Annotated in this window: 24 protein-coding genes; 1 reads left to right on the plus strand and 23 read right to left on the minus strand. The window is 41.7% G+C overall.

Going from position 1 to position 22883, the window contains the following annotated elements:
• The 19 genes from AC1DIV_RS08365 to AC1DIV_RS08455 all read right to left on the minus strand — a co-directional run bounded on the left by AC1DIV_RS08365 (position 1) and on the right by AC1DIV_RS08455 (position 18484).
• Positions 1 to 339: a DUF485 domain-containing protein gene (locus tag AC1DIV_RS08365; protein WP_340876823.1), complete on the minus strand. Its 339-nt coding sequence runs from the start codon at positions 337 to 339 to the stop codon at positions 1 to 3.
• Between the two features lie 543 nt (positions 340 to 882).
• On the minus strand, positions 883 to 1866 hold the full coding sequence (hpaD, locus tag AC1DIV_RS08370; RefSeq protein WP_323597733.1) for a 3,4-dihydroxyphenylacetate 2,3-dioxygenase: 984 nt from the start codon (positions 1864 to 1866) through the stop codon (positions 883 to 885).
• 31 nt (positions 1867 to 1897) lie between these two features.
• On the minus strand, positions 1898 to 3412 hold the full coding sequence (gene hpaE / locus AC1DIV_RS08375; RefSeq protein WP_289350358.1) for a 5-carboxymethyl-2-hydroxymuconate semialdehyde dehydrogenase: 1515 nt from the start codon (positions 3410 to 3412) through the stop codon (positions 1898 to 1900).
• A gap of 76 nt (positions 3413 to 3488) precedes the next feature.
• Positions 3489 to 4406: a 2,4-dihydroxyhept-2-ene-1,7-dioic acid aldolase gene (gene hpaI / locus AC1DIV_RS08380; protein ID WP_340876824.1), complete on the minus strand. Its 918-nt coding sequence runs from the start codon at positions 4404 to 4406 to the stop codon at positions 3489 to 3491.
• A gap of 109 nt (positions 4407 to 4515) precedes the next feature.
• Positions 4516 to 5193 carry a GntR family transcriptional regulator gene (locus AC1DIV_RS08385; protein WP_048681607.1) on the minus strand — a complete coding sequence of 226 codons (678 nt, stop codon included), beginning with the start codon at positions 5191 to 5193 and terminating at the stop codon, positions 4516 to 4518.
• Positions 5194 to 5453: 260 nt separating this feature from the next.
• Positions 5454 to 6638: a pyridoxal phosphate-dependent aminotransferase gene (locus tag AC1DIV_RS08390; RefSeq protein WP_340876825.1), complete on the minus strand. Its 1185-nt coding sequence runs from the start codon at positions 6636 to 6638 to the stop codon at positions 5454 to 5456.
• A 19-nt stretch (positions 6639 to 6657) separates the two neighbouring features.
• Positions 6658 to 7134 (minus strand): cell wall elongation regulator TseB-like domain-containing protein, encoded by a 477-nt coding sequence (locus tag AC1DIV_RS08395; protein WP_340876826.1) that lies wholly within the window; start codon positions 7132 to 7134, stop codon positions 6658 to 6660.
• A gap of 18 nt (positions 7135 to 7152) precedes the next feature.
• Entirely contained in the window at positions 7153 to 7323 is a 171-nt protein-coding gene (locus AC1DIV_RS08400; RefSeq protein ID WP_065310840.1) for a YpmA family protein, read from the minus strand.
• 151 nt (positions 7324 to 7474) lie between these two features.
• The gene (dinG, locus tag AC1DIV_RS08405) at positions 7475 to 10255 is read right to left on the minus strand and encodes an ATP-dependent DNA helicase DinG (RefSeq protein ID WP_252266997.1); all 2781 of its coding nucleotides are present in this window, start codon (positions 10253 to 10255) and stop codon (positions 7475 to 7477) included.
• Positions 10256 to 10415: 160 nt separating this feature from the next.
• The gene (gene panD, locus AC1DIV_RS08410; protein WP_048681619.1) at positions 10416 to 10799 is read right to left on the minus strand and encodes an aspartate 1-decarboxylase; all 384 of its coding nucleotides are present in this window, start codon (positions 10797 to 10799) and stop codon (positions 10416 to 10418) included.
• A 24-nt stretch (positions 10800 to 10823) separates the two neighbouring features.
• Positions 10824 to 11672: a pantoate--beta-alanine ligase gene (gene panC / locus AC1DIV_RS08415; RefSeq protein WP_057276302.1), complete on the minus strand. Its 849-nt coding sequence runs from the start codon at positions 11670 to 11672 to the stop codon at positions 10824 to 10826.
• A complete protein-coding gene (gene panB, locus AC1DIV_RS08420) occupies positions 11669 to 12505 on the minus strand; it encodes a 3-methyl-2-oxobutanoate hydroxymethyltransferase (RefSeq protein ID WP_053535578.1) in 837 nt (278 codons plus the stop codon). Before panB ends, panC begins: the two co-directional genes overlap by 4 nt.
• 342 nt (positions 12506 to 12847) lie before the next feature.
• On the minus strand, positions 12848 to 13828 hold the full coding sequence (locus AC1DIV_RS08425; RefSeq protein WP_048681627.1) for a biotin--[acetyl-CoA-carboxylase] ligase: 981 nt from the start codon (positions 13826 to 13828) through the stop codon (positions 12848 to 12850).
• The gene (locus tag AC1DIV_RS08430) at positions 13813 to 14997 is read right to left on the minus strand and encodes a CCA tRNA nucleotidyltransferase (RefSeq protein WP_340876828.1); all 1185 of its coding nucleotides are present in this window, start codon (positions 14995 to 14997) and stop codon (positions 13813 to 13815) included. Before AC1DIV_RS08430 ends, AC1DIV_RS08425 begins: the two co-directional genes overlap by 16 nt.
• Positions 14998 to 15010: 13 nt before the next feature.
• Entirely contained in the window at positions 15011 to 16150 is a 1140-nt protein-coding gene (bshA, locus tag AC1DIV_RS08435) for an N-acetyl-alpha-D-glucosaminyl L-malate synthase BshA (protein ID WP_340876830.1), read from the minus strand.
• Positions 16151 to 16157: 7 nt separating this feature from the next.
• On the minus strand, positions 16158 to 16868 hold the full coding sequence (gene bshB1 / locus AC1DIV_RS08440) for a bacillithiol biosynthesis deacetylase BshB1 (protein WP_054400281.1): 711 nt from the start codon (positions 16866 to 16868) through the stop codon (positions 16158 to 16160).
• A complete protein-coding gene (locus tag AC1DIV_RS08445) occupies positions 16852 to 17277 on the minus strand; it encodes a methylglyoxal synthase (RefSeq protein WP_048681639.1) in 426 nt (141 codons plus the stop codon). Before AC1DIV_RS08445 ends, bshB1 begins: the two co-directional genes overlap by 17 nt.
• Before the next feature lie 18 nt (positions 17278 to 17295).
• A complete protein-coding gene (gene dapB, locus AC1DIV_RS08450; protein ID WP_048681640.1) occupies positions 17296 to 18096 on the minus strand; it encodes a 4-hydroxy-tetrahydrodipicolinate reductase in 801 nt (266 codons plus the stop codon).
• Complete coding sequence (locus AC1DIV_RS08455) at positions 18089 to 18484, minus strand: nucleotide pyrophosphohydrolase (RefSeq protein ID WP_238141515.1); 396 nt, start codon at positions 18482 to 18484, stop codon at positions 18089 to 18091. The genes dapB and AC1DIV_RS08455 overlap by 8 nt, the downstream gene beginning before the upstream one ends.
• 132 nt (positions 18485 to 18616) lie before the next feature.
• Here AC1DIV_RS08455 and AC1DIV_RS08460 point away from each other — a divergent pair, with 132 nt between their 5' ends.
• Positions 18617 to 19489, plus strand: a complete 873-nt coding sequence (locus tag AC1DIV_RS08460; protein WP_034307964.1) for a YitT family protein — start codon at positions 18617 to 18619, stop codon at positions 19487 to 19489.
• A gap of 136 nt (positions 19490 to 19625) precedes the next feature.
• Here the strand turns inward: AC1DIV_RS08460 and AC1DIV_RS08465 are convergent, their stop codons facing one another.
• From AC1DIV_RS08465 to AC1DIV_RS08480, 4 genes are all read right to left on the minus strand, one after another.
• Complete coding sequence (locus AC1DIV_RS08465) at positions 19626 to 20300, minus strand: zinc metallopeptidase (RefSeq protein ID WP_034307967.1); 675 nt, start codon at positions 20298 to 20300, stop codon at positions 19626 to 19628.
• A gap of 85 nt (positions 20301 to 20385) precedes the next feature.
• On the minus strand, positions 20386 to 21171 hold the full coding sequence (gene ypjB / locus AC1DIV_RS08470) for a sporulation protein YpjB (RefSeq protein WP_034307968.1): 786 nt from the start codon (positions 21169 to 21171) through the stop codon (positions 20386 to 20388).
• Positions 21172 to 21290: 119 nt separating this feature from the next.
• A complete protein-coding gene (gene lhaT / locus AC1DIV_RS08475) occupies positions 21291 to 21887 on the minus strand; it encodes a lipoprotein heptaprenylglyceryl N-acetyltransferase LhaT (RefSeq protein WP_048681648.1) in 597 nt (198 codons plus the stop codon).
• A 177-nt stretch (positions 21888 to 22064) separates the two neighbouring features.
• A complete protein-coding gene (locus AC1DIV_RS08480) occupies positions 22065 to 22832 on the minus strand; it encodes a menaquinol-cytochrome c reductase cytochrome b/c subunit (RefSeq protein WP_340876835.1) in 768 nt (255 codons plus the stop codon).
• Positions 22833 to 22883: the final 51 nt, after the last annotated feature.

Raw genomic sequence — 22883 nt, forward strand, 5'->3', positions numbered from 1 at the left:
TCAAAGCCCTTCTTTCTCGATGATTTCTTTTATTTGTTCATCGATTCTTTCAGATTTACTTACATATATGCTGCAAACCCATACAGACATAACCGTAATGGAGACACCGTACACCCACGCCCATGTTATGTCCCCAATGAAAGGGTGATCCAGGATATCTGTGTAAAAAACTAAGAAGGGCAAAAGCAAGGAATATCCCATAAAGAAAATCATAAAAGGGATGACGAACTTCTTTTTGTCGGAAAGCATATTCTGAAACTCTTTTGAGGCAACAATTTTTTCATAATCCACTAGATCAGTTTGTTCCGATTCTTCAAGTTTTTTTTCCAGCCGAACCATCTCTTCACACCTCTTCTGATATTTATTTTTTCCAAGGACGGTCCTGGGAGTATTCCTCCGATGTCAGCCGCATTCTTCAACGGCACATCCCCCTCCATCCCAGAACACCTACAACCTCATCTTCCCAAAGAGGGTCTGAAGCCAATTCCCTAAGCTTTCCGTACTCCTTTTGTGAAACCGATGAAACTTACAAATAGGGCAGCAGTAAGCTCCCACTGCTGCCCTGTCCCAGACCATATCTTTTAAAAGGCTTGCACTTTCACAATAGTCTTGGCTCGCCTATCCTTCATCTGTTTCGACTTCTTGATACATTCACTTTTCCATTTGATATGAATCCTCTTTCCTTTCAAGTGAAGAGAATCATTGAAATGTAAGTGCCAACTCCCTTGAAATGATCCGTCCATTATTTGATGGGCTATTCCTTATCCAGCAGGCTTCCTTCAACTTTTCACCATTTGCACTGGCGCCCTATTGAAAAGACTATGAGAGTTCATGCATGTTTCGCCTGAATTTTCCATAGTTCATCCTAAATCCCGCTTCTTTTTAGATGATGAATTCAGGCTTACTTTTTGCCAGGATCGGTTCTTTAAGAGGAACTTCTTCTCCTGATATTATATCAAGTACAGAAGATGCCTCATCAAACCATGAATCCGGAGCTTGGGCTCCCCAAAATGTCTGGCGTCTTGGATCATTCAAATCCCAATGAATCGGTTCGGTATCCGGGTCAGATGTTAAGTAATCCCCATTGTATAATTCGATCCTGTGACCGTCCGGATCTCTTAAATATAGGAAGAATGCATTGGATAGGCCATGCCTCCCTGGGCCGCGTTCGATCGACTTCGCATATCCAAGAGATGCCAGTACATCACAGGCATGGATAAGTGCAAGGGGGTCAGGCAGAAAGAAGCCTACATGATGAAGTCTTGGACCGATACCGTTCATGAATGCCTGGTCATGGACCGTTTGCTTTCTATGTAGCCACGTTGCCCATAATTTGCCCGACTCATCCACTGTATCTTCCGAGCAGGCAAAACCTAATTCATTCATATAAAAGTCAGAGGCTTTTTGCACATTTGGCACACAACAATTCACATGATCGATTCTTTGGACCCTCGAACCCCTATGCATATCATATCGTTGCAGCAATCTCTCGGCTTTATCCATTTTGTGAAAAAACTCCACTGGCAATCCTGAAATATCCTGAACTCGCAGTGACTTGCCTAGTGCATGCTGTGTTCCTTCCTGCATCCACTTCATTTTCATTCCCTTGGACAGGAAGAAAGATTCCAACCCTTCAAGGTCTTCCTCTTTTTCAACCTTGTATCCTATTGCTTCAACGCTTGGCTTTTCTGCCTTTTGCAAGATAAGCGAATGATGATGCGCTTCCTCTAAACCACGTAAATATATGTGGTCATTCGTTCTTTCCGTTTCAATAAAACCTAAAGCATCCACATAAAAGGCTCTTGATTTATCTAAATCTGTTACATTAAGTATCGTTCTCGCAACACGAATAATAGAAAAATTCATAGTATTCTCCCCTTCTTTATTGAAACCCGGTTTATTTTTCAGCAGAAGAAACGGCATTTTGTTTTACGTCGCCAAATTTTGGAATGTGATGTTCTCCAATTGCCACGTGGATAACTTGTGTTTCCGTATAGAATTCAAAGCTATAATGGCCGCCTTCACGTCCTACCCCACTATATTTCGATCCTCCAAATGGAATCCGCAAATCCCTAACGTTTTGGGAATTCACCCAGACCATCCCACTATCGACAGCTTGAGCAAATCTATGTCCACGTTTCATATCATTGGTCCATACATAAGCAGCCAGCCCATACTTTACATCATTAGCCATTCTCAGTACTTCCTCTTCAGTCTTGAAAGGAATGACTGCCATGACTGGTCCAAAAATCTCTTCTTGGGCGACCGTCATATCATTTGTACAGTTCAAAAGAAGCGTCGGGGCAATATAATTCCCTTCCTTGAATGCACTTGGGATGGCACCGCTTACAATTTCCGCCCCTTCATCTTTTGCTATATCCAGATATCGGGAGACATTATTAAAATGGTTACGATGGATCAGGGGTCCGATTTCCGTGTCTGGATCCATTGGGTTTCCAATTTTGATATTATGAACACGTTCCTTCAATTCTGCCACGAACTGGTCTATTATCGATTCATGGACAAATAATCTGGAATTGGCTGTGCAGCGCTCCCCATTGAATGAATAGATTCCCCATACCACTGAATCCAGGGCCTTTTCTAAATCGGCATCTTCAAAAATGACTGCTGGTGATTTACCGCCGAGTTCCATGGAAAAACGTTTCATCGTATCTGCACCATTTTTAATGATTTCGGCACCGGTTGTCGTTTCTCCGGTAAAGGATATCAATTGGACTTCAGGATGGGCAACCAAGGAAGCCCCCGCTGTCTCCCCAAAACCGTGAACGATATTGAATACGCCTTTTGGCAGACCGGATTGATCAATGATTTGAGCCAATTTATTGGCAGTCAATGGAGACCACTCCGCCGGTTTAAGGACACATGTATTTCCTGTAGCCAGGGCCGGGGCGATCTTCCAGGTTTCTAACATGAAAGGGGCATTCCAAGGAGTGATTAATCCTGCCACTCCTATCGGTTTATGAATCGTATAATTGATGAAAGTGTCATCCACTTGATATGACTCTCCTATTAGCCTGCTTTTCACCATTTCAGAATAAAAACGGAAATTCTCCGCTCCCCTTGCCGCTTGTTTTTTTGTCTGGCTAATCGGCAACCCTGTATCCAGTGATTCCAAAAAGGAGATTTCTTCGGCATTTTCTTCAATTAGATCAGCAATCCTATTCATGTACTTCAATCTTTCTTCCACTTTCATCGTTCTCCATGGGCCATTATCGAATGCAGCTCTTGCGGCGGCGACCGCTTGATCAATATCCTCTTTAAAGCCTTCTGCCACATTATTGATTGCTTGATTATTAAAAGGGCTTAGATTTTCAAATGTTTTTCCTGAGATACCCTCGACAAATTGACCATTGATGTAATGCTTCACATCCTGCACGGGAAAAGTTTGCATGATAAATCCTCCTTTAAAATTAATTCGGGAAGATGACAATAACCGTTTGGATTTGTGCAATCTTCCCAACTAGCCATTATGACTGGATTTTTTGGTCAATCAACCCGTATGATTGAAGGGTTTCACGCAGTTCTTTTTCCAATGGTTCCGAAGGTGGTCCCATAGGCGGCCTTAATGCGGGATTGATTTTCCCCATCATCCCCATCGCAGCTTTTAATGGTCCTGGATTGGTTTCTTTAAACAAAACATCGTTCAATGGCATTAATTTGTAATGGAGGTCAAGCGCCTTATCTACATCACCCTCCACCCAAAGATTATAAATGTCCGCTACTTCTTTAGGAGTGATATTAGCAGTAGCACTTATATGTCCTGCCCCTCCAATAGCCAACATTGGATAGCATAATAATTCAATGCCAGAATATAAGAGAAAATCCCTTCCGCAATTCAACAAGACACGGTTCACATGTTCGAAATCTTTATTAGATTCTTTTACACCAATAATATTTTCACAATCTTCAGCAAGACGTGCCAATGTCTTCACTTCTAAATTCGTCGCCGTTCTTCCGGGAATGTTATAAACGATCAGCGGGATATCAACAGCATCGGCTACCGTTTTAAAATGATTATAAAGTGCCTGTTGATTCGGTTTATTGTAATAAGGAACGATGACTAAAGCAGCATCCGCGCCCATTTCCTGTGCCCTTTTTGTCAAATGCAATGTTTCTTTCTGATTGGCAGATCCGGTACCTGGTGCAACTGGAACACGGGCTTTTGCTGCTTTAATTGCCGTTTCCATCACTAATTCCCGTTCCTCAATCGTTAGTGAACTCGGCTCTCCTGTAGTCCCGCATACCGAAATTCCATGGGAACCGCTTTCAATATGCCAGTTTACTAGATTTTCAATGGCCTTTACATCAACATCCATCTTGTCATCAAAGGGAGTGACAACGGGTGCGATGGATCCTCTTAAACGACTTTTGATTTCCTCGTACATTTTTTCTACCACCTTTTCATTATTTGAATATTCCGAATAATCTAAGTGAAAAAATCGGCTTTGCTTTTATCAATAATCAATCGACTATAATAAAACAAAGCCTGGGTCATCAAAGTGCCTGATCTTGATTCGTTTCCGCCCTCTGCTTGAAAGTGCTTATCGCATTCAGTTTGTGCTTTCTCACCAATGATTCAATTTCTTCAAAAGATGCTTTTTCCTTTAGGAGCTTTATGATGCTTTCATGTTCGCGAATCGATTGGACTGCGCGTTGCGGCACCATGGTGAACATGGACTTTCTGACTCTATTCATTCTTTGTTGTGCCTGTTTAATTTCCTCCAATAAAAAGGAATTTCCGCACTTTTCATAAATTTCCGCATGGAAACATTCGTTTAATTTACCAAACAGCTCTAATTCAAAGTTATGGAGGGCTTTTTCCATTTCTTTGTTTAAATTAATTAGATTTTCAAAATCATGATCATTCATGGTCAAAGAACTGAGGGCAGCAGCATATCCTTCAAGCAAAGATAAGACAGAAAGAGTTTCAATGTATTCGCTCTCATTTATGCTTGTAACCACCGCTCCACTATAAGGCTTATATTGAATAAGGCCGTCAGATTCCAGTTGCCTGATCGCTTCCCTGACAGGAATTGGACTTAAACTAAGTTCTTTTGCCGTTTGATCGATAATGATCCGCTGTCCAGAACCATATGTTCCATTCAAAATTAATTTACGAAGGTGCTCATAAGCTATTTGCTTTTTGCTGGGGTTTTTGTTTTTCTCTTCCATATTTTCATCATATATGAAATCATATATGATTGCAATCGATTTTCATTAAAAATCATATATGATTTTTTCACATGTTTGTTTTGCATATATGAATGATCTGTGCCTATGAATAGACTGAATGTAACTGAAAAATCCGGCAGCCCACCTTTTCCTTTACAATAGTGAAGTGAGCTAAAATGCACTGTCCCGTCTTCTTCCCGTTTCGAAATATAATCCAACTAAAAAAAACCTGCAGACCCAGTCTGCAGGTTTTTAATAAATTAGGCCATTTTTGAATTAACGAATGAATGTATTCTTTCAACGGCTGCTTCCAGCAGCTCCAGTGAAGTTGCATAAGAGAGTCTGATGTTATCAGGTGCACCAAACCCTGAACCTGGAATAACAGCCACTTGAGCTTCTTCAAGCAACGCAGTCGTAAAATCTTCGACATTGCTGTACCCTGTTAATTCAACTGCACGTTTAACGTTCGGGAATAAATAAAATGCCCCTTGTGGTTTAATGCAGCTTACGCCTGGAATTTCAACCAATTTATCATAGATTTTATTCAAACGGCCTTCAAATGCTTGACGCATTTCCTCAACAGGCTCTTGTGTACCTTCATAAGCCGCAATCGCACCATATTGAGCGGTTGTGGTTGGGTTGGATGTGCTATGGCTAGCAAGGTTCGCCATTGCTTTAATGATGGACTCATCACCGGCTGCATAACCTATTCTCCAGCCAGTCATCGAATGCGATTTAGAAACACCATTGATGATGATCGTTTGCTTTTTCAGTTCAGGTGAAATCTCTGCAATGGATGTATGTTTAGCCTTTCCATAAACCAATTTTTCGTAAATTTCGTCGGAAACGATCAAGATATCATGAGCCAGGCAAACTTCCCCGATAGCCGCCAATTCTTCCCTGGAATAAAGCATGCCCGTTGGATTGCTTGGAGAGTTGATGATAACCGCTTTCGTTTTTTCGGTAATTGCTTGTTCTAATTGTTCTTTCGTGATTTTATATTGATTTTCTTCCGTACCGACTATATAAACCGGCTTACCGTCTGCAAGCTTGATTTGCTCAGGATAGCTCACCCAATATGGTATCGGAACAATGACTTCATCTTCTTCATCCAGGATCGCTTGAAACAATGTGTACAGCGAGTGCTTGGCACCTGAGCCAACTGCAATTTCAGACGGTTTGTAATCCAAGCCCTGATCACGCTTCAATTTAGCCGCAATTGCTTCTTTTAGCTTCGGCAGACCAGCGGATGGCGTGTATTTAGTTTGACCTTCATTCATGGAAAGAAGTGCTGCATCTATGATATGTTTGGGCGTATTATAGTCTGGTTCACCAGCACCCAAACCAATTATATCTAAACCTTGGGCCTTAAGTTCCTTTGCTTTTGCCGTAATGGCCAATGTTGTTGATGGCGTTAATGACTGAACACGGTTCGCTAATTTCATTTTAAATTAATCCTCCATTCTAAATGCTTCGATAATACTTTAGCCATTCCCCAGTTTTAAAATCATAATAGTCATAGTTAAAGCGCTCGGATTCATCAAGATACGTTACTTCCCAAAGCGGGACGTTCTTTTCCATGCCTAGCTTAACCGAAATGATTTTTTGGGGATTAAGCTTTTCTTTGACAATGTTCATGATCTCTTTTTTTGATTTACCATCTTTATAGTTTTCCACTACTATTTCTTTCTTCTTGTCCTCAGGAAGCCAGACTATTTTCTTAGTCCCCTTTTCACCTTCACCAATGATGACGGAGTATGAATCCTGCCCATTATAAAGGTAGAATTCTTCCATGGTCACAAGGCCGCCCTCTTCCTTTGCCTTTTTAAAAGCCTCATTACCAGCCACTTTTTTAGGCTGCAACGCTTTAATATATGCCCCGCTGACAAATCCGATAAAACAAAGGACTAGGATGGAAGCAATAATCAACCATTTTTTCAAAGCTGCTTTTCCTTCTTTCTATGTACGATAAATTGTAAATATCGCTTTTTCTTGATCTTGGGAATCCAATGCCAGACCGAACATCAAGTCATCTTTTTTCAATGTTCGGTTCAAGGAATCCACAATTTTATACAGATCAGGAGAATGTTGCAACCTGACTGTTGAAATTACTTCGATTTTACTTTCCATGAAAACGCCCCTCCATTTTAATAAATTGTCAACAACCACTGGTATGAATAGGATTTGAAGGCTTTACCACCTATCACATTATACCAGTTCAAAGGTTATTTTTCTTTATAAATTCATAAAAATTCCTGGATTAATGAATAATCAAGATCCTTTAAATCCACTCTTCTATCATTTCAGCCATTTCTGATATAGAGCCTTGGTGCCAGTCCACTTTCGGAATGGCCTTTTGAAATTCAGTTCCGTATTTGGCAGTAATGATGCGGCGATCAAGTATAACCAAAATCCCTTTATCTTCTGGAGTGCGTATAAGCCTGCCGAAACCTTGTCGGAACCTTAATAGGGCTTCGGGTAATGAATACTCAGAGAATGGATTGCGCCCCTGCTTCTCGAGAAGTTGGCATTTTGCAGCTGTCACAGGTTCATCCGGTGGCGAAAAAGGCAGCCTGACAATGATTAAACAAGATAAATCCTCGCCTGGGATATCGACGCCCTCCCATAGGCTGGTTGTCCCAAACAGGACCGCTTTCTCGAAGTTTTGGAAATTCCTGAGCAGCCTCATCCGGCTTCCGCCAGAAATCCCTTGTGCAAACAGGGTGAACTCATCCAGAACACCACAATCTTTGACCGAATGATAGGTCGCCCGCAGCATTTCATGCGAGGTGAATAATACCATCATTCTCCCTTTCGCTGCCTGAGCGGCAGCAATAATATGGTTTGCCGCGGTTTCGGAGAATTCCTCCACTGATAAACAATTGATATCTGGCAGATCATTTGGAACCAGTACCTTTACGAGTTCCTTATAAGGAAAGGGTGATGGAAAACTTGCTGTCTGGATCGGCTCATTCTCTAATCCGAGTTGTTCCTTAAAATACTTAAAAGAATCCTTCACCACAAGGGTTGCCGATGTCATGACCACACTTTTTTGACGCCCGAAATAGGAATCCCATAGCCGTTTACTGCCTGCAATCGGCTGAACCGTCAAAGTCACCCCATGCTGAGGTGCTGCATTCGTATAATCAAGCCAATAAATATTTTCTTCGTGGGGCTTGATGAAAAACTCATGCAAAGAGTCCCTGGTATCCTGTAAATGTCCAAGCAGCACCTCGATATCATTCAAGTGAAATAATGAATTTTTTCCTAATGGGGACTCATTATTCAATAAAAGGGCCAATCTTTTCTCTAACCCCTTGATGATATATCCTAATAAATCCACCAACCGCTCAGCGACAAGAATCGCTTTACCCCATCTTCCATCATTTATTTTGAATGAAAGCCGTTTTGGGCTCACAGAACGTGAAAGTTTTTCCGCCTGATTGGAAAGGTAATAAAAAAGCTGTTCGAATTCATACGAAAAATCACTAAGCTTTTGATCTAATTCATGTGAAGACTTTCCATCCGTCAGTCCGTTATTTAAGAGCATCCTGTCCAATTTATATAATAATTGCTTTTGATCAGATGTCCCCAGTCTGTTCAAAATCGTCTTCACCGAAATGTAATTAAGCCTGCTCCCAAGCTGTTTGGATGCAGCCTGTTCCAAATGGTGTGCTTCATCGAGAACCAAATACCCTTTTTTGGGGATCAATGCGTCTTCTGTAAGCAGATCCGTCATTAAAAATGAATGGTTAGTAATGATGATATCCGCCTTGGCAGCTATTTTTTTTGCCCGTTCAAAAAAATCCAGTTCAAGCCAGGGCTGTTTTAAACCGGCGTATGTAAGACCATCACTTTGAAGCCTATTCCAAAATAGCTGACCGCCGCTTGTAAGGTTCAATTCATCTTTATCACCTGTTACGGTTTCAGTAAGCCAAACCAATATCTGCATTTTCGTTAAGGCCGTTTCATAATTATCTTCCTTTTCACGCAAAGCCCTTTCGAACTTTGCCAAGCTCAAATAATTGCTTCTCCCCTTCAGTAAAACAGCTTGAAAGGTAAAAGGAAGGATTTTTTTAAGCTTAGGAACCTCGTTTTGAAGAAGTTGGTCCTGCAGCTGAAGCGTATACGTCGAAACGACGACAGGTTTTTGATGTTTTTTTGCAAAATAAACGGCCGGAAGCAGATAACCTATGGATTTTCCAATACCTGTTCCAGCTTCAATGATTGCATCCTGGCTGGTTTCGAAAGAATTGTGGATCAGGTTCATCATATCAAGTTGTCCGCTTCTTGCTTCGAATGCTGGGAATGCATTTTGAAGCATGGCTATTTTTTCCTCATTGTCGAGCGGGAATTTCGCCCCCGTGTCTTTATGATCACCTTCATGTTCGGCCTTTTTAAAGGCAAGACCCCTATAAGTAATTAGATCAGGTGAATGGACTTCTGCTTTAGCAAGTTTGCTTGCAATGCAAGCATCTATTAATTCGGAAACCTCACTTTGTAAAGAATAAGATAACCGATACAACTGTTTTAGTGTCATGACTGGAAGATTCATCAGCTTTTTTTTCAATTCCAACAACAATAAAGCGGTGGCATATGCATCACTATCCGCTTGATGGGGCCTGGAATGATCTAGGTTTTCTTCTTTAGCCAGCTGGTGAAGCTTATATCCATCGGATGTTGGTTTTAATATTTTCGCTAACTCCACTGTATCAAGGGTGGAACCATAAAACGGCTCAAACCCGCATCGCACTAGTTCTTCCTGTAAAAAAGATAAATCAAATAAAACATTATGGGCAACAAAACAAGCCCCTTCTATAAGCCTGGCAATATTTTCTGCAACATCTTCAAAGTCAGGTGCATTTTTTACCGTCTCGTTGCTTATTCCGGTCAATTCTTCAATAAACAAGGAAATTTCCTGTCCAGGGTGGATGAATGTCGAGTATTCATCCACAATTTGGTCATTTTCGATGACCACTCCAGCAAATTGAATAATTCTATCTCCTTTTTTCGGAGAATTCCCTGTTGTTTCCAAATCAACCACTACATATCGTTGCATCATGAATTGTACACCTCAAACTTCACTTTCTCCACTTCCTGATGGAATTCTCTTATCTTTTTTATACCATAATAATCGTAATAAAGGAAACAAGCCGTTCATCAACAGACGAAAAGGGCCGGCACCTGTATGCATGTTTCATGCACATGTGCCGGCCCTCCGCTTACATGATTGTAGCTGCAGGTTCGTTTGAAATTAAATCAATGATTTTATTGTTTTCATCCATGATCGCAACTTTTGGTTTGTGATCTCCCAGTTTTTCCTCAGAAACCATCACATAAGAAATGATTATCACGATATCATCCGGCTGCACCAGTCTTGCTGCCGCTCCATTCAAACATACGACACCGCTACCCCGTTCACCCGCAATCACATACGTTTCAAGCCTTGCACCATTATTATTATTCACGATGGCGACTTTTTCATTAGGCAAAATGCCCACCGCATCTATTATATCTTCATCAATCGTAATGCTGCCAACATAATTCAAATTAGCTTCAGTTACCCGTGCACGGTGGATTTTTCCATTCATCATCGTTCGAAACATCTCAATTCCCCCTGATCTTATGATTTATTCTATATATAAGGTGATATTATCAATTAGTCTTGCATGCTTGAACTTTACAGCCATTGCAATGATGATGTTTCCTGCCAGTGATTCAAGTGGTTTAAGTTCTGGGTATTGATAGACTTCAATATAGTCGATCACTCCACTTGTTTGGGCAGTAATATGTTCACTAATTAGAGCCGTGACGGTAGCTGCATTTCTTTCACCTGATTCAACCGCCTCTTTGGCCTTCAATAAACTTTGGTACAGCTCTTTAGCCTCCATGCGTTCTTGATCTGACAGGTTCACATTTCGCGAGCTCTTCGCTAACCCATCTTCCTCGCGTACGGTATCTACAGCAACAAGCTGGATAGGGAAATTGAAGTCTTTGATCAGGCCATCTATCACGGCGACTTGCTGGGCATCCTTCTTACCAAAGTAAGCTCTATCGGGAAGGATGATATTGAAGAATTTCGTTAAGACTGTCGCTACACCATCAAAGTGTCCAGGCCTTTGTCTCCCGCATAAAACATCCGTCCTGCTTTGGACAACAACTTTCACAGATGGTTCTTCACCGTACATTTCATGGACTGTTGGATAGAAGAGGTAATCCACTCCCCCATTGGCAGCGACATTTTCATCCCGTTCCAAATCCCGTGGATATGTTTCAAAATCCTCATTCGGTCCAAACTGCATCGGATTTACAAAAATACTCAATACCACAATATCATTTTCTTTGCGGGCCTTTTCCAGGAGGGTTGCATGCCCTTCATGCAAAAACCCCATTGTCGCTACATAGCCAATGCTTTTGTGATTGTTTTTTTCCTCTCTAAGTGCCAATTGCAAATCAGCTGCTGATGTAAAAGTTTTCATCTTTTTCCTCCGTAAAGTTCAGAAAGCTGCTCTTCCTTCATCGTGAATGTATGTTCTTCCGACGGAAAATCTTTAGATTTCACTTCATTCACAAAGCTTGTAATCGATTGGCCAATCAGTTCATTTGCATCTCCATAAACTTTTACGAATTTCGCTAGCCGGTCTACTCCATACTTGATGACATCATGGTAAACGAGGACTTGACCATCCGTTTCTGCGCCTGCTCCAATTCCAATGGTTGGAATTTCGAGGTTCCGTGTGACGAGTTCCCCCACTTGATATGGAACACATTCAAAAACTACTAGCATCGCCCCTGCCGCTTCACACTTTCTCGCATCTTCCAAGAGCTGTGCTGCACTTTCTGCATCTTTTCCTTGCACTTTATATCCGCCCAGAACGCCGACGGATTGAGGAGTCAATCCAAGATGGGCTACAACCGGGATGCCTGCCTTTGTCAATGCTGAGATTTTTTCAACAACATCATCCGCTCCCTCGAGCTTCACGGCGTCCGCATGACCTTCCTGCATGATCCGGGCTGCATTCTTCAGTGTTTCATCCATAGATAGGTGATAACTCATAAAGGGCATATCCGTCACGACAAATGTATTTGGCGCCCCGCGTTTTACTGCCTTTGTATGATGGATCATGTCATTCACCGTAACTGGAATCGTTGAGTCATACCCTAATACGACCATTCCTAAAGAATCACCGACTAAAATCATGTCTACACCTGATTGTTCGGCTAACTTTGCTGACGGGTAATCATAAGCCGTGAGCATCACAATCTTCTCTTGATTTTGTTTCATCTTCAAAAAATCTCCGGACAATTTCATTACGTTTCCTCCTTTTAATGGAGGAGATGAAAACATCAGCTAAAACTGGTGTCTATACATTCATGCGCAAAAAAAGGACTGACTAAAAAAGTATCTGTTTCGCTACGAAAAATGGCATGAAAAGCCACAATTCGATCAATAAACAGCACTTAGCTTTTTAGTCAATCCCTTTGTTTCATCAGAAGTTTCATCCCTCCGTCCCAGTCCAGTTCTCTGGATCAAGGCAGATTTTCAAATAATTTGGTATTTATGGGGGTGCAGTTCAAATAAGATACTGCCCACTTGCATTATATCAAGCAAAAAAGAAATTTTCTATTTAATTTTCACGAATTTGACAAAAATCTACTGAATTTCAATATCTGCAGAATATATCGAATGTACGGTACCTTTTCCGTCTTCGAGAAGTAAAACGCCTGAATCCGTTATGCCCAATGCCTTTCCGACAATCGTGTCATTAACGGTACTGGCTTTGATTACCTGTCCAAGACTGATTGCATAACTCTCCCATAAATCCTTTATAGGCATGAACCCTTGATCCAAATAGAGTTCGTACAAATTTTCAAGACGAAATAATGCTCGTTGAATGACCTTGGACCTCGAAACCGTCCCTCCACTTTCTATGAGAAGGGAAGACGCTTTTTCCTGCAGTTCTTCAGGAAAATCCTCCAATTGCTGATTGATATTCATTCCAATTCCGATAATGACAGAATGGATTCTATCTGACTCCGCCTGCATCTCCGTCAGGATGCCCACCACTTTCTTGCGATTCACCAAAATATCATTCGGCCACTTTATCTGCGGCTTCAAATCAGTGGTATCCTCTATAGCCTGAGCTACAGCGACCGCGGCCAATAATGTAAGTTGTGGCGCCTCATGAATCGGAATTTTCGGTCTTAGGATCAGACTCATCCATATCCCGCTGAATTTTGGGGAATGCCAAGATCTCATTAGCCTTCCTTTTCCGGATAACTGCTCCTCGGCAACGACGAGGGTTCCCTCCTGAACACCTTCATTTGCTAGTTGATGCGCAATTTTTTGAGTGGATTCCACAGTTTCCTGATAATGGATCATTTTGCCGATCGTTTTTGTTTCCAAGCCAAGTTGTATTTCGCTCTCGGACACTTTTTCCGGCGCTGATATGATCCGGTAGCCTTTTTTCCTAACAGCTTCGACATTATACCCTTCACTGCGCAGGTCTTCTATATGCTTCCAGACCGCTGTGCGTGAACAGCCAATGTATTCAGCAATTTCCTGACCGGATATAAACGCACCATCCGCTTTTGAGAGGGCTTCCATCAGCTTTGTTCTTAACTCAGATTGCATTTCACCAGCCACCTCTTAATTTCTTCTTTATCATTTCTTAATTCTTCATTCAAGACAGCTTTCAATATTTTTTCCAAGTATTCCTTGACCCATGGACCTGGCTTTTCTTGATGCCAAATCAATAAATCCGTCCCCGTGACGGCAAGATCCGACATTTGTTTTATAATAAGTCCATTATAGCGGTGGTGTGCATTCTCTTCAGCATCCGATACATTCCCGCCATTCAGTGCAGCTCTGACTTTAGCAGCTTGTACCGTTATGCCATGACCTGCCTGAAATACATCGATGGCTGCTGGTTCCTTACTCTTCACCAGCTTTATCGTACGTTGAACGTTTCTTATGGTTTTCAATGGCAGCTTCCATGCCCTCAAAGCCTCTTCGATTTCTTGTTCCTTTGTGTGAATCATGATGATAGACCATATTTCTGCCGCATTCAGTTGATGAAGCGGCAGGTTCAGTAAGTCCATTAGATGTTCTTTTTTACGTGAGAATAGAGGCAGGTATTGATATAATCCGCTTTCAAGCAAGAGTGAGAAAGCCTTTATCTTATTAGAGCCGGCCGCTAGTTTCTCAAATTCAACCAGGATTCTTTCGACAGCGATTTCACTGATGTTCTGGGCGTTCTCTTTAAGGGAATCAAAGGTTTCATGATCCAGTTCAAAATCAAGTTGACTGACGAACCTTAAAGCACGCATCATTCTCAATGCATCCTCATTAAACCTTTCATGCGGGTTACCAACCGTGATAATCCTTTTTTGTGCCAAATCGCGCTTACCATTAAATGGATCAATGATCTTTCCGGTCTTATCCATTGCTATTGCATTCATGGTAAAATCTCTTCTTTGCAAATCTTCGGTCAAAGAACGGACAAACTCTACGGCATCGGGCCTGCGAAAGTCCGAATACCCGCTTTCCGTTCTAAACGTCGTAATTTCGTATGTACCCGTATCCGTAATGACAAGCACTGTACCGTGGTCGATTCCGATATCAGCCGTATTAGGAAAAATCCTTTTGATTTCCTGGGGTGTGGCGGAAGAAGCGATGTCCACATCGTTTATGGGCCTGCCAAGGATATAATCCCTTACAGAGCCGCCAACGAAATAAGCCTCATATCCTGCTTCTTCAATCAATTCCAGAATGGGTACTGATTTCAAGAATAATCGATCCATCAGCGTCTCCTCCCTATTCCATGGATTTACCTTCAAGTGCTTGAATGTAGATGGCTTCATACTCTGACATAATCGTATCACTATGAAAATCGGTATTGGCCCTTTCAAGCGCAGCTTCAGAAAAGCGTTTATGTAAACTCGGGTCGCTTAAAAGTCCAATCGCTTTTTCAGCAACCATTTTGACATCTCCCAGTTCACAAATATAACCAGTCTCCCCATCAACGATGACTTCGGGTATTCCCCCGATATTCGTCCCGATACAAGGAACTCCACATGCCATCGCCTCGAGCAGCACAAGTCCGAAACTCTCTTTTTCCGATAACAGGAATATCAAATCACTGATTGAATATAATTCCGCAAGGTTATCCTGCTTACCAAGGAACAAGACCGCATCATCGATTCCAAGATCTTTAGCCAATTTCAATACGGTTGTCACTTCCGGCCCGTCTCCTACGAGGAGTAGCTTTGCAGGCAATTTCTTTTGAGTTAAATAAAACGCCTGGATGACATCTTTCACTCGCTTGACCGAACGGAAATTCGAAACATGTATGATCACTTTTTCATCTTCCCTGATTCCGTATTCATCCTTAAGGTAATCGGAATCGGTTTTACGGTACTCTCTTTCATCAATAAAATTATAAACGGTTTTGATTTCCTTATCCGGCGCGATTAATTCGTGCGTTTGCTGAACAAGGGAATTAGATACTCCTGTAACGACATCTGATTGCTCTATGCCGAATTTAATCAAATTGGTCAATGAGGGATCCTGGCCCAAAACAGTGATATCCGTACCATGCAGTGTAGTTACGATCTTTACTTCATTACCTGACATCTGCTTTGCAAGGATCGCACAAACAGCATGTGGAATTGCATAGTGAACGTGTAGGATATCTAATTTCTCCCGTTTTACGACATCCGCCATCTTGCTCGCAAGCGCCAGGTCATATGGTGGATATTGAAAGACTGAATATGAGTTCACTTCAACCTGGTGATAAAAAATATTACAGTACATCTTATTTAAGCGAAAAGGGATGCTTGAAGAAATGAAATGTATTTCATGTCCTTTTTCTGCAAGCATCTTACCTAATTCAGTTGCTACGACACCAGAACCCCCAACTGTCGGGTAACAGGTAATTCCAATTTTTAATTTCATAAGATTATTATTCTCCTAACAAGTCGGCATCGATAAGTAACGGTTTTTTTGTCATGAATCCCTCCGCAAAGGCGACACCCACTTCTTTGCCAAACATCCGCTCCCGTGCCTCTACAGTCTCGATATAGCCATTAACTAACGGTGTTTCTACAGATACTTGACTTTTTTCGAATTGGCTCCCATATGCCCTAAGGCTATCCAGCTTTTTCGATATTGTAGAAGTGATATCCACGACGAAGTCCGGTTTGTGAAACCCATTGATCATATAATAGTGCATATTTTGGACACGATGGGAATCCATGCCTTCTTCTTCCATATACTTTCTTACTCCTGCCGAAAAAACTGCTTCCTCCACTAATTTGGCACAGTTACCATGATCGGGATGGCGGTCTTCCAAAAATGGAGCAAATACAAGTGCAGGTTTATATTGGCGAATGACCTTGATGATTTGATTTATGTATTCCGCCTTCATGTATAGGCCCCTGTCGGGTAGATCAAGGGAAATCCTCTTCACCCCAAGGATTTCAGCAGCCTTATCGGCTTCCTCTTGCCGCAATGGAACGGTTCCATTGGACGACATTTCAGCTTTTGTCAAATCACAAATGACAATTTTCCTGCCTTGTTGCACATATTTAGCGATCGTGCCACCCATTCCGATTTCAACATCATCCGCATGTGCCCCGAAAGCCAGGATATCTATGTTACTTTTGTTTATCATTTATCTCACCTTGTTTTTGCCTTAGTTTTAGCCAGTCCATATATCCGTGTTTCAAACCTTGTATGAGCACTTCTGCAGTGCCCATATTCGTTGCCAAGGGAATTTCATATACATCTGATAGGCGGATAAGCGCCGATACATCAGGTTCATGCGGCTGTGATGTCAAAGGATCGCGGAAAAATAGGACCATGTCCATTTCTCCGCGTGCAATCATTGCACCTATTTCCTGATCCCCGCCAAGAGGTCCTGAATGAAAACGATGGACAGGCAGTGATACTTCTTCCATGATTCGTTTCCCAGTCGTACCTGTTGCAAATAATTCATGCTGCTCAAATACATCTTTATAGGCTGTAACAAATTGAATGATATCTTCTTTTTTCATATCATGGGCAATTAAGGCAATTTTCATCGTAAATCCTCCTGATCCCTATTCAATAATATTTTCCAAGCCGTATACAAGAACATCCAATTTCATGACGGTATCGACAGCAAGTTTGACTCCTGACATGAACGAAGCTCGATTAAAGGAATCATGCCTAACCGTCAATAGCTCTCCTTCACTTCCGAAAAGCACCTGTTGATGGGCAACGAGTCCCGGTAGACGGACACTGTGGATATGCATGCCATCTACATTTGCACCTCTTGCCCCCTGGATGGTTTCTTTTTCATTAGGGTGCCCCTGTTGTTTTGTTTCACGTACCGCTGCAATCATGTCTGCCGTTTTGGAAGCAGTTCCAGAAGGTGCATCCAGTTTTTGATCATGGTGCATTTCTATGATTTCCACATCCGGGAAATACTTTGCGGCCATTTGGGAAAACTTCATCATCAAAATGGCGCCAATTGCAAAGTTTGGCGCGATGATGCAACCAATGCCTTTTTCTTTTGTCAATGAATCCAGCTTTGCTAAATCATCTTTTGTAAAACCAGTCGTTCCCACTACAGGGCGGATGCCATGATTAAGTGCCGTTTCGGTATGGAACATGCCGACTTCCGGTGTGGTCAAATCGATCAATACGTCTGCCTCTACAGAAGAAAAGCATTCATTTATATCAGAAAAAACCGGCGCTTCGATCCCGTGAAAACCTTCTATTGCGGAAAGGCTTTCCCCGTTATGCTTGCGATCTATGACAGCTGCCAATTCAAACCCTTCTGTCCTATGTACAAGCTTCACCGCTTCATTTCCCATTCTGCCTCGTGGACCTGCTACAATCACTTTCACTTTACTCATCTTTACCTTCCTCCTCCATTTCCTCTTCTTTTCTTGTCCATCTATCTTTATCGCGGGTTGTAAATTTTTCCATGACCAAATCATGCGAGTTTTGAAGATCAATCCCTAAAGAATTGGCAAAACAAATCAACACAAAAAGCATGTCCCCCAATTCCGCTTCAATGGTATTCTCTTCCTCTGTCGCTTTCTTTGGTTTTTCACCATGGTAATGATTGACTTCCCTAGCCAATTCCCCAAGTTCTTCAGACATGCGGGCGAGCATGGCGAGAGGGCTGAAATATCCTTCTTTAAATTGTCCTATGTATTGGTCGACTTCCGCTTGCATTTGTTGGATCGTCTTTTGCTTTTCCATATGAGTCACCCATTCTTGATTTTCGTTTTCAAACATCATACCTTCTCCATGTTAGCTAAAAGTGAAACAGATGACAACAGATACGTTTGCGAATCAAAATTGCCCATAGTTGGTTAATTAGTTATAATAAGTAAATTAATGCTATGCAAACCTTTGGAGGTATGGGACATGCTTTTGGGCTTAAAATTGAAAAATATCATATTCATCCTTTTTGGGGCTGGAATATTCGCATTTGGCCTCGTGCATTTTAACATGCAGAACAACTTGGCCGAGGGCGGATTCACCGGTCTCACCTTGATTATATATCAACTTATCGGGATAAATCCTTCTTATTCTAATTTGATTTTGAATATTCCTTTATTTTTAATCGGGTGGAAATATTTAGGGCGCACATCTTTCTTTTATACGATTATCGGAACGGTTGGACTCTCCGTTTGGCTATGGGTTTTCGAGAGATACGAATTTGAAATCAATCTCGGTAATGATTTGATGCTTGTGGCATTGTTTGCCGGGGTCTCGGTTGGTGTCGGCCTGGGCATCATTTTCCGTTACGGCGGTACAACAGGCGGAGTGGATATCATTGCCCGTTTTGCCCATCGTTACTTAGGGATGGGCATGGGTCGGACCATGTTCATCTTTGATGCCGTCGTCATTGGCCTGTCCATCCTTACCTACCTGGATTACCGGCAAGCGATGTATACCCTCGTTGCCGTTTTTATAGGTGCCCGAGTAATCGACTTTATGCAAGAAGGAGCCTATGCTGCTAGAGGTGCAATGATCATTAGTGACAAAAACAAGGAAATTGCCGAAAAAATCATGAATGATATGGAGCGGGGCGTAACTGTATTAAGGGGCTATGGGTCCTTTACACGCAATGACCGGGAAGTCCTCTATTGTGTTGTTGGAAAAAATGAGTTAGTCCGCTTAAAAAATGCCATAACTTCTGTGGACCCTCATGCGTTTGTATCCGTCAGTGAAGTTCATGACGTATTGGGTGAGGGCTTTACCCTTGATGAGAACAAGAATCCCATTGAAAGGTGATCCATTGACTGTACATACCGATTGAATGCAACCCTTATGAATGTTGCCCTGTCCAACTGAATTTTATTAGCAATGTGCAGCAAATACTCTTAAAAATGAGAAAAGGACCCCATCCCAAGATGGTGTCCTTTTCTCATTAATCTTCTTCCCTCATTCCTGTATACATAAGCAGAAGACGAACTAATTCCAGTACGGCTACAAGAGCGGCAGCAACATAAGTCATCGCAGCGGCACTTAATACTTTTTTCGTTTCCCGTTCTTCATCATTCCGGATGACCCCGGCGGAAACGAGTTGATCCATCGCCCTAGAAGAGGCATTGAATTCAACCGGCAGGGTTATCACTTGGAACAATACAGCGGCGGCCATAAATACGATACCCGCCAATAGCAACTCAGGAATTGAAGCTAACATCCCGATTAAAATCAAAATCCAAGATATGTTAGAGCCAAAATTAGCTACCGGTACTAATGCATGACGGAAACGCAAGAATGCATAGGCTTCTTTATCTTGAATCGCATGTCCAACTTCATGGGCTGCAACCGCTACACCGGCAACTGAATGGCCGTGATAGTTATCCGATGATAAACGCACTGTTTTATCCCTTGGGTCATAATGGTCAGAAAGCATTCCAGGTGTCTCTTCGACCCTGACATTGAACAGACCATTTTGATCTAAAATGGCCCGCGCCGTCTCAGCACCACTCATACCGGAAGAGGCCGATACCTTTGAATATTTTTTATATGTGCTTTTCACTTTCATTTGTGCATAAATCGGGATTAAAATGATAATCGCCAAATAAATGAAATACATGGTATCCTCCTATAACTATTATTACTCTTAATTCTATGGATTGAAGGCAACCGTGTCAAATATAGTGTTCTCTTCCCCTGTCTTTTTAATCATTATGTTCTTTCCTTGGTTTTTCCCTATCACCTTTATATTTCCTCCAGCCTACATAAGAAAGCGTCATGATGATGATTGAGCCTGTCGATATGATGACCCACCAAAGGGAAGGATCTGCATCATCTTCCCCCATATCATCAAAAATGGAGGTTAGTTCGTTTTGCAACGCATCCAGTTCCTTTTGACTTTCTCCATCACTGATTACCTCCGGACGGTATTGGTTGATGTATTGAATCCTCGTGTCCAGTTGCTGCATCGTTTCTTTAGAAAGGTCGACTTTCAAGCTTGGATATATCATTTCATATTGTGATAGGAATAAGTTCAATTGGCTATTGAAGGTAATTGTGTCTTGATTGATCGCGGCATTCTTTGTCTGCTGGAAAGAATTCATCATTTGATCCTCCATCTCTGTCCAAAGAGGCTGATGGGTAGACTTGACCGCATCAACAACAAGCCGGAACTTTGTAACAGAATTAACCTTTTCGGAATCTCCCTTGTTCATATCCTTTATTGTCATCAACGCCTCATTATGAGCTACAGTGATAATTCGAAGTTCGTCCATGTCAAGGATCTGCTCTTTCGCTGTCTCTTTTAAAAACCGGTCAGAAAAAAACGTCAGCATCTTTTCCGAATCTCCATATCGCTTCAACTTGGTCATTTCCAAGGCTCTATCGGAAATGTTATCTAATTGCTCCAAACTTGAAGAGGATTCTGCATAGACAGGGAAATGTAAGACGACAAATAAAACAGCAATGGTTAATATGAATTTTTTCAACATGCTACTCGTCCCTCCTCATATCTCTACTAAAACGATATGAAAGAAAAAACATGAGTAGACCTCGTTCAACATAAAAAAGTTAACCCTGCTTTTACAAAGCTGTATTTAGAGTTAACTTTTTAATGGATGATGGATAGGGTGGTCCGCTTTTTTCTATATCCAAAGTACCAGCCGACAAAAATGGATAGTATACTGAGCCAAAAAGTGAAATAACCTATCGAATTCATATATACCAATAAATCACGATAAATTGGCATCATTTCAAAAACATAATCGATTATGTCATTATGTATGGTCCAAATCGCAGCCACTATCAAATGCCAAGGTTTTATTCGATAAAATGGTGCATATAATACCCCTTGTATCGCCATCCCCAAATGAGAAGCCATTAACATATAACCTTCCCATGGCAATGAACCGGTTGTCAAGAAGGTCATCAAATTCATTGCAACCGCCCATATTCCATATTTGAATAGTGTCATGATTGCCAACGCTTCCATAAGTCCGAAATTCCTTCTTAACAGGAACCCCAATAAAACAAATACAAAGAACAGGCTAGCTGTCGGGCTGTCCGGTACAAATGCCAAAAAAATCGCCGGAGTGTTTTCCAATTGACTACCGTACCAATAATATCCATAGGCAGTACCGAATATATTTATTAATAATAACAAAGCGAGCATTTGCCGGCTTGCAAGCAAACTGTAAATAACATTCATTCTTTTACCCTCACTTACATTCTTAAGTATATTCATTTTACAGGCCATCAACCAGAAAACCAAGTATTCATTTCAATTTCTTCTCATATACGCTTCAATTTACCAATAAAAAAGCCGACAACCGTAGTCGTCAGCTTCATTTACAGCCTATGATAGAAATTGATGTTGATGGCTATATTACTTTGTCGATAAACCAGATACAAATTCAGCTAATGTTGCCAATTCTTCATCTGTACCCTTGAACATGCCAGCTGGCATGTTACCCTGGCCTTTGACTGCGATTTTAGAGATTTCTTCTGGACTTAAGCCTGTGTCAATTAAGCTTGGCGCTCCTGCTCCACCAGTTAACTCTGCTCCGTGACAGCTAATACAGCCACTGGAATCCATCAGTTTATACCCATCGCTCTCTTTATCAATGTCTGCACCTTCCACGATCGCTCCTTGTTTCTTGGAAGCTTCCCAATCATGGTGAGCTGCAGACTCCCATGTCAAATAGAATACGCCGGCAATTGCCAATAGCATGAAGCCTACAGCAAAAGGACGTTTTGCCGGGCTCCGCTCTGGACCACGATCTAAAAAAGGTGCCAAGAGCAACGCTCCGAAAGCCAAACCAGGTATTACCAGGGCCCCGATTGCATTATAAGGACCTGAAGCATAGGTATACTTAAGTAATTGGTAAAGGAATAGGAAATACCAGTCTGGCAGCGGAATGTACGCTGTATCTGTAGGATCTGCTATCCTTTCCAATGGTGACGGATGTGCGATTGTCAGGCAAAGATACCCTACAAGAAATACAGCTCCTACCATCCATTCTTTTAAAAGGAAATTAGGCCAAAATGCTTCAGTTTTCCCAGGATATTCTGAATAATCTTTCGGAATATTCGGTTTACGGTTCGCGGAGATACGCGAGTCACCTACGAATTTCATACCTTTCCCACGATGCATAGAACAATTCCCCTCCTTTATGAAAAGGTTTTTTTGGTTCTTGGTTCACCA

The sequence above is a fragment of the Peribacillus sp. 05N428 genome (assembly GCF_056397085.1).

What these genes read in the sequence shown, in the direction of transcription:
- AC1DIV_RS08365 (WP_340876823.1), bottom strand. Translation starts at nt 339, where the DNA reads ATGGTTCGGCTGGAAAAAAAACTTGAAGAATCGGAACAAACTGATCTA.
- hpaD (WP_323597733.1), bottom strand. Translation starts at nt 1,866, where the DNA reads ATGAATTTTTCTATTATTCGTGTTGCGAGAACGATACTTAATGTAACA.
- hpaE (WP_289350358.1), bottom strand. Translation starts at nt 3,412, where the DNA reads ATGCAAACTTTTCCCGTGCAGGATGTGAAGCATTACATCAATGGTCAA.
- hpaI (WP_340876824.1), bottom strand. Translation starts at nt 4,406, where the DNA reads ATGTACGAGGAAATCAAAAGTCGTTTAAGAGGATCCATCGCACCCGTT.
- AC1DIV_RS08385 (WP_048681607.1), bottom strand. Translation starts at nt 5,193, where the DNA reads ATGGAAGAGAAAAACAAAAACCCCAGCAAAAAGCAAATAGCTTATGAG.
- AC1DIV_RS08390 (WP_340876825.1), bottom strand. Translation starts at nt 6,638, where the DNA reads ATGAAATTAGCGAACCGTGTTCAGTCATTAACGCCATCAACAACATTG.
- AC1DIV_RS08400 (WP_065310840.1), bottom strand. Translation starts at nt 7,323, where the DNA reads ATGGAAAGTAAAATCGAAGTAATTTCAACAGTCAGGTTGCAACATTCT.
- dinG (WP_252266997.1), bottom strand. Translation starts at nt 10,255, where the DNA reads ATGATGCAACGATATGTAGTGGTTGATTTGGAAACAACAGGGAATTCT.
- panD (WP_048681619.1), bottom strand. Translation starts at nt 10,799, where the DNA reads ATGTTTCGAACGATGATGAATGGAAAAATCCACCGTGCACGGGTAACT.
- panC (WP_057276302.1), bottom strand. Translation starts at nt 11,672, where the DNA reads ATGAAAACTTTTACATCAGCAGCTGATTTGCAATTGGCACTTAGAGAG.
- panB (WP_053535578.1), bottom strand. Translation starts at nt 12,505, where the DNA reads ATGAAATTGTCCGGAGATTTTTTGAAGATGAAACAAAATCAAGAGAAG.
- AC1DIV_RS08425 (WP_048681627.1), bottom strand. Translation starts at nt 13,828, where the DNA reads ATGCAATCTGAGTTAAGAACAAAGCTGATGGAAGCCCTCTCAAAAGCG.
- AC1DIV_RS08430 (WP_340876828.1), bottom strand. Translation starts at nt 14,997, where the DNA reads ATGGATCGATTATTCTTGAAATCAGTACCCATTCTGGAATTGATTGAA.
- bshA (WP_340876830.1), bottom strand. Translation starts at nt 16,150, where the DNA reads ATGAAATTAAAAATTGGAATTACCTGTTACCCGACAGTTGGGGGTTCT.
- bshB1 (WP_054400281.1), bottom strand. Translation starts at nt 16,868, where the DNA reads ATGATAAACAAAAGTAACATAGATATCCTGGCTTTCGGGGCACATGCG.
- AC1DIV_RS08445 (WP_048681639.1), bottom strand. Translation starts at nt 17,277, where the DNA reads ATGAAAATTGCCTTAATTGCCCATGATATGAAAAAAGAAGATATCATT.
- dapB (WP_048681640.1), bottom strand. Translation starts at nt 18,096, where the DNA reads ATGAGTAAAGTGAAAGTGATTGTAGCAGGTCCACGAGGCAGAATGGGA.
- AC1DIV_RS08455 (WP_238141515.1), bottom strand. Translation starts at nt 18,484, where the DNA reads ATGTTTGAAAACGAAAATCAAGAATGGGTGACTCATATGGAAAAGCAA.
- AC1DIV_RS08460 (WP_034307964.1), top strand. Translation starts at nt 18,617, where the DNA reads ATGCTTTTGGGCTTAAAATTGAAAAATATCATATTCATCCTTTTTGGG.
- AC1DIV_RS08465 (WP_034307967.1), bottom strand. Translation starts at nt 20,300, where the DNA reads ATGTATTTCATTTATTTGGCGATTATCATTTTAATCCCGATTTATGCA.
- ypjB (WP_034307968.1), bottom strand. Translation starts at nt 21,171, where the DNA reads ATGTTGAAAAAATTCATATTAACCATTGCTGTTTTATTTGTCGTCTTA.
- lhaT (WP_048681648.1), bottom strand. Translation starts at nt 21,887, where the DNA reads ATGAATGTTATTTACAGTTTGCTTGCAAGCCGGCAAATGCTCGCTTTG.
- AC1DIV_RS08480 (WP_340876835.1), bottom strand. Translation starts at nt 22,832, where the DNA reads ATGCATCGTGGGAAAGGTATGAAATTCGTAGGTGACTCGCGTATCTCC.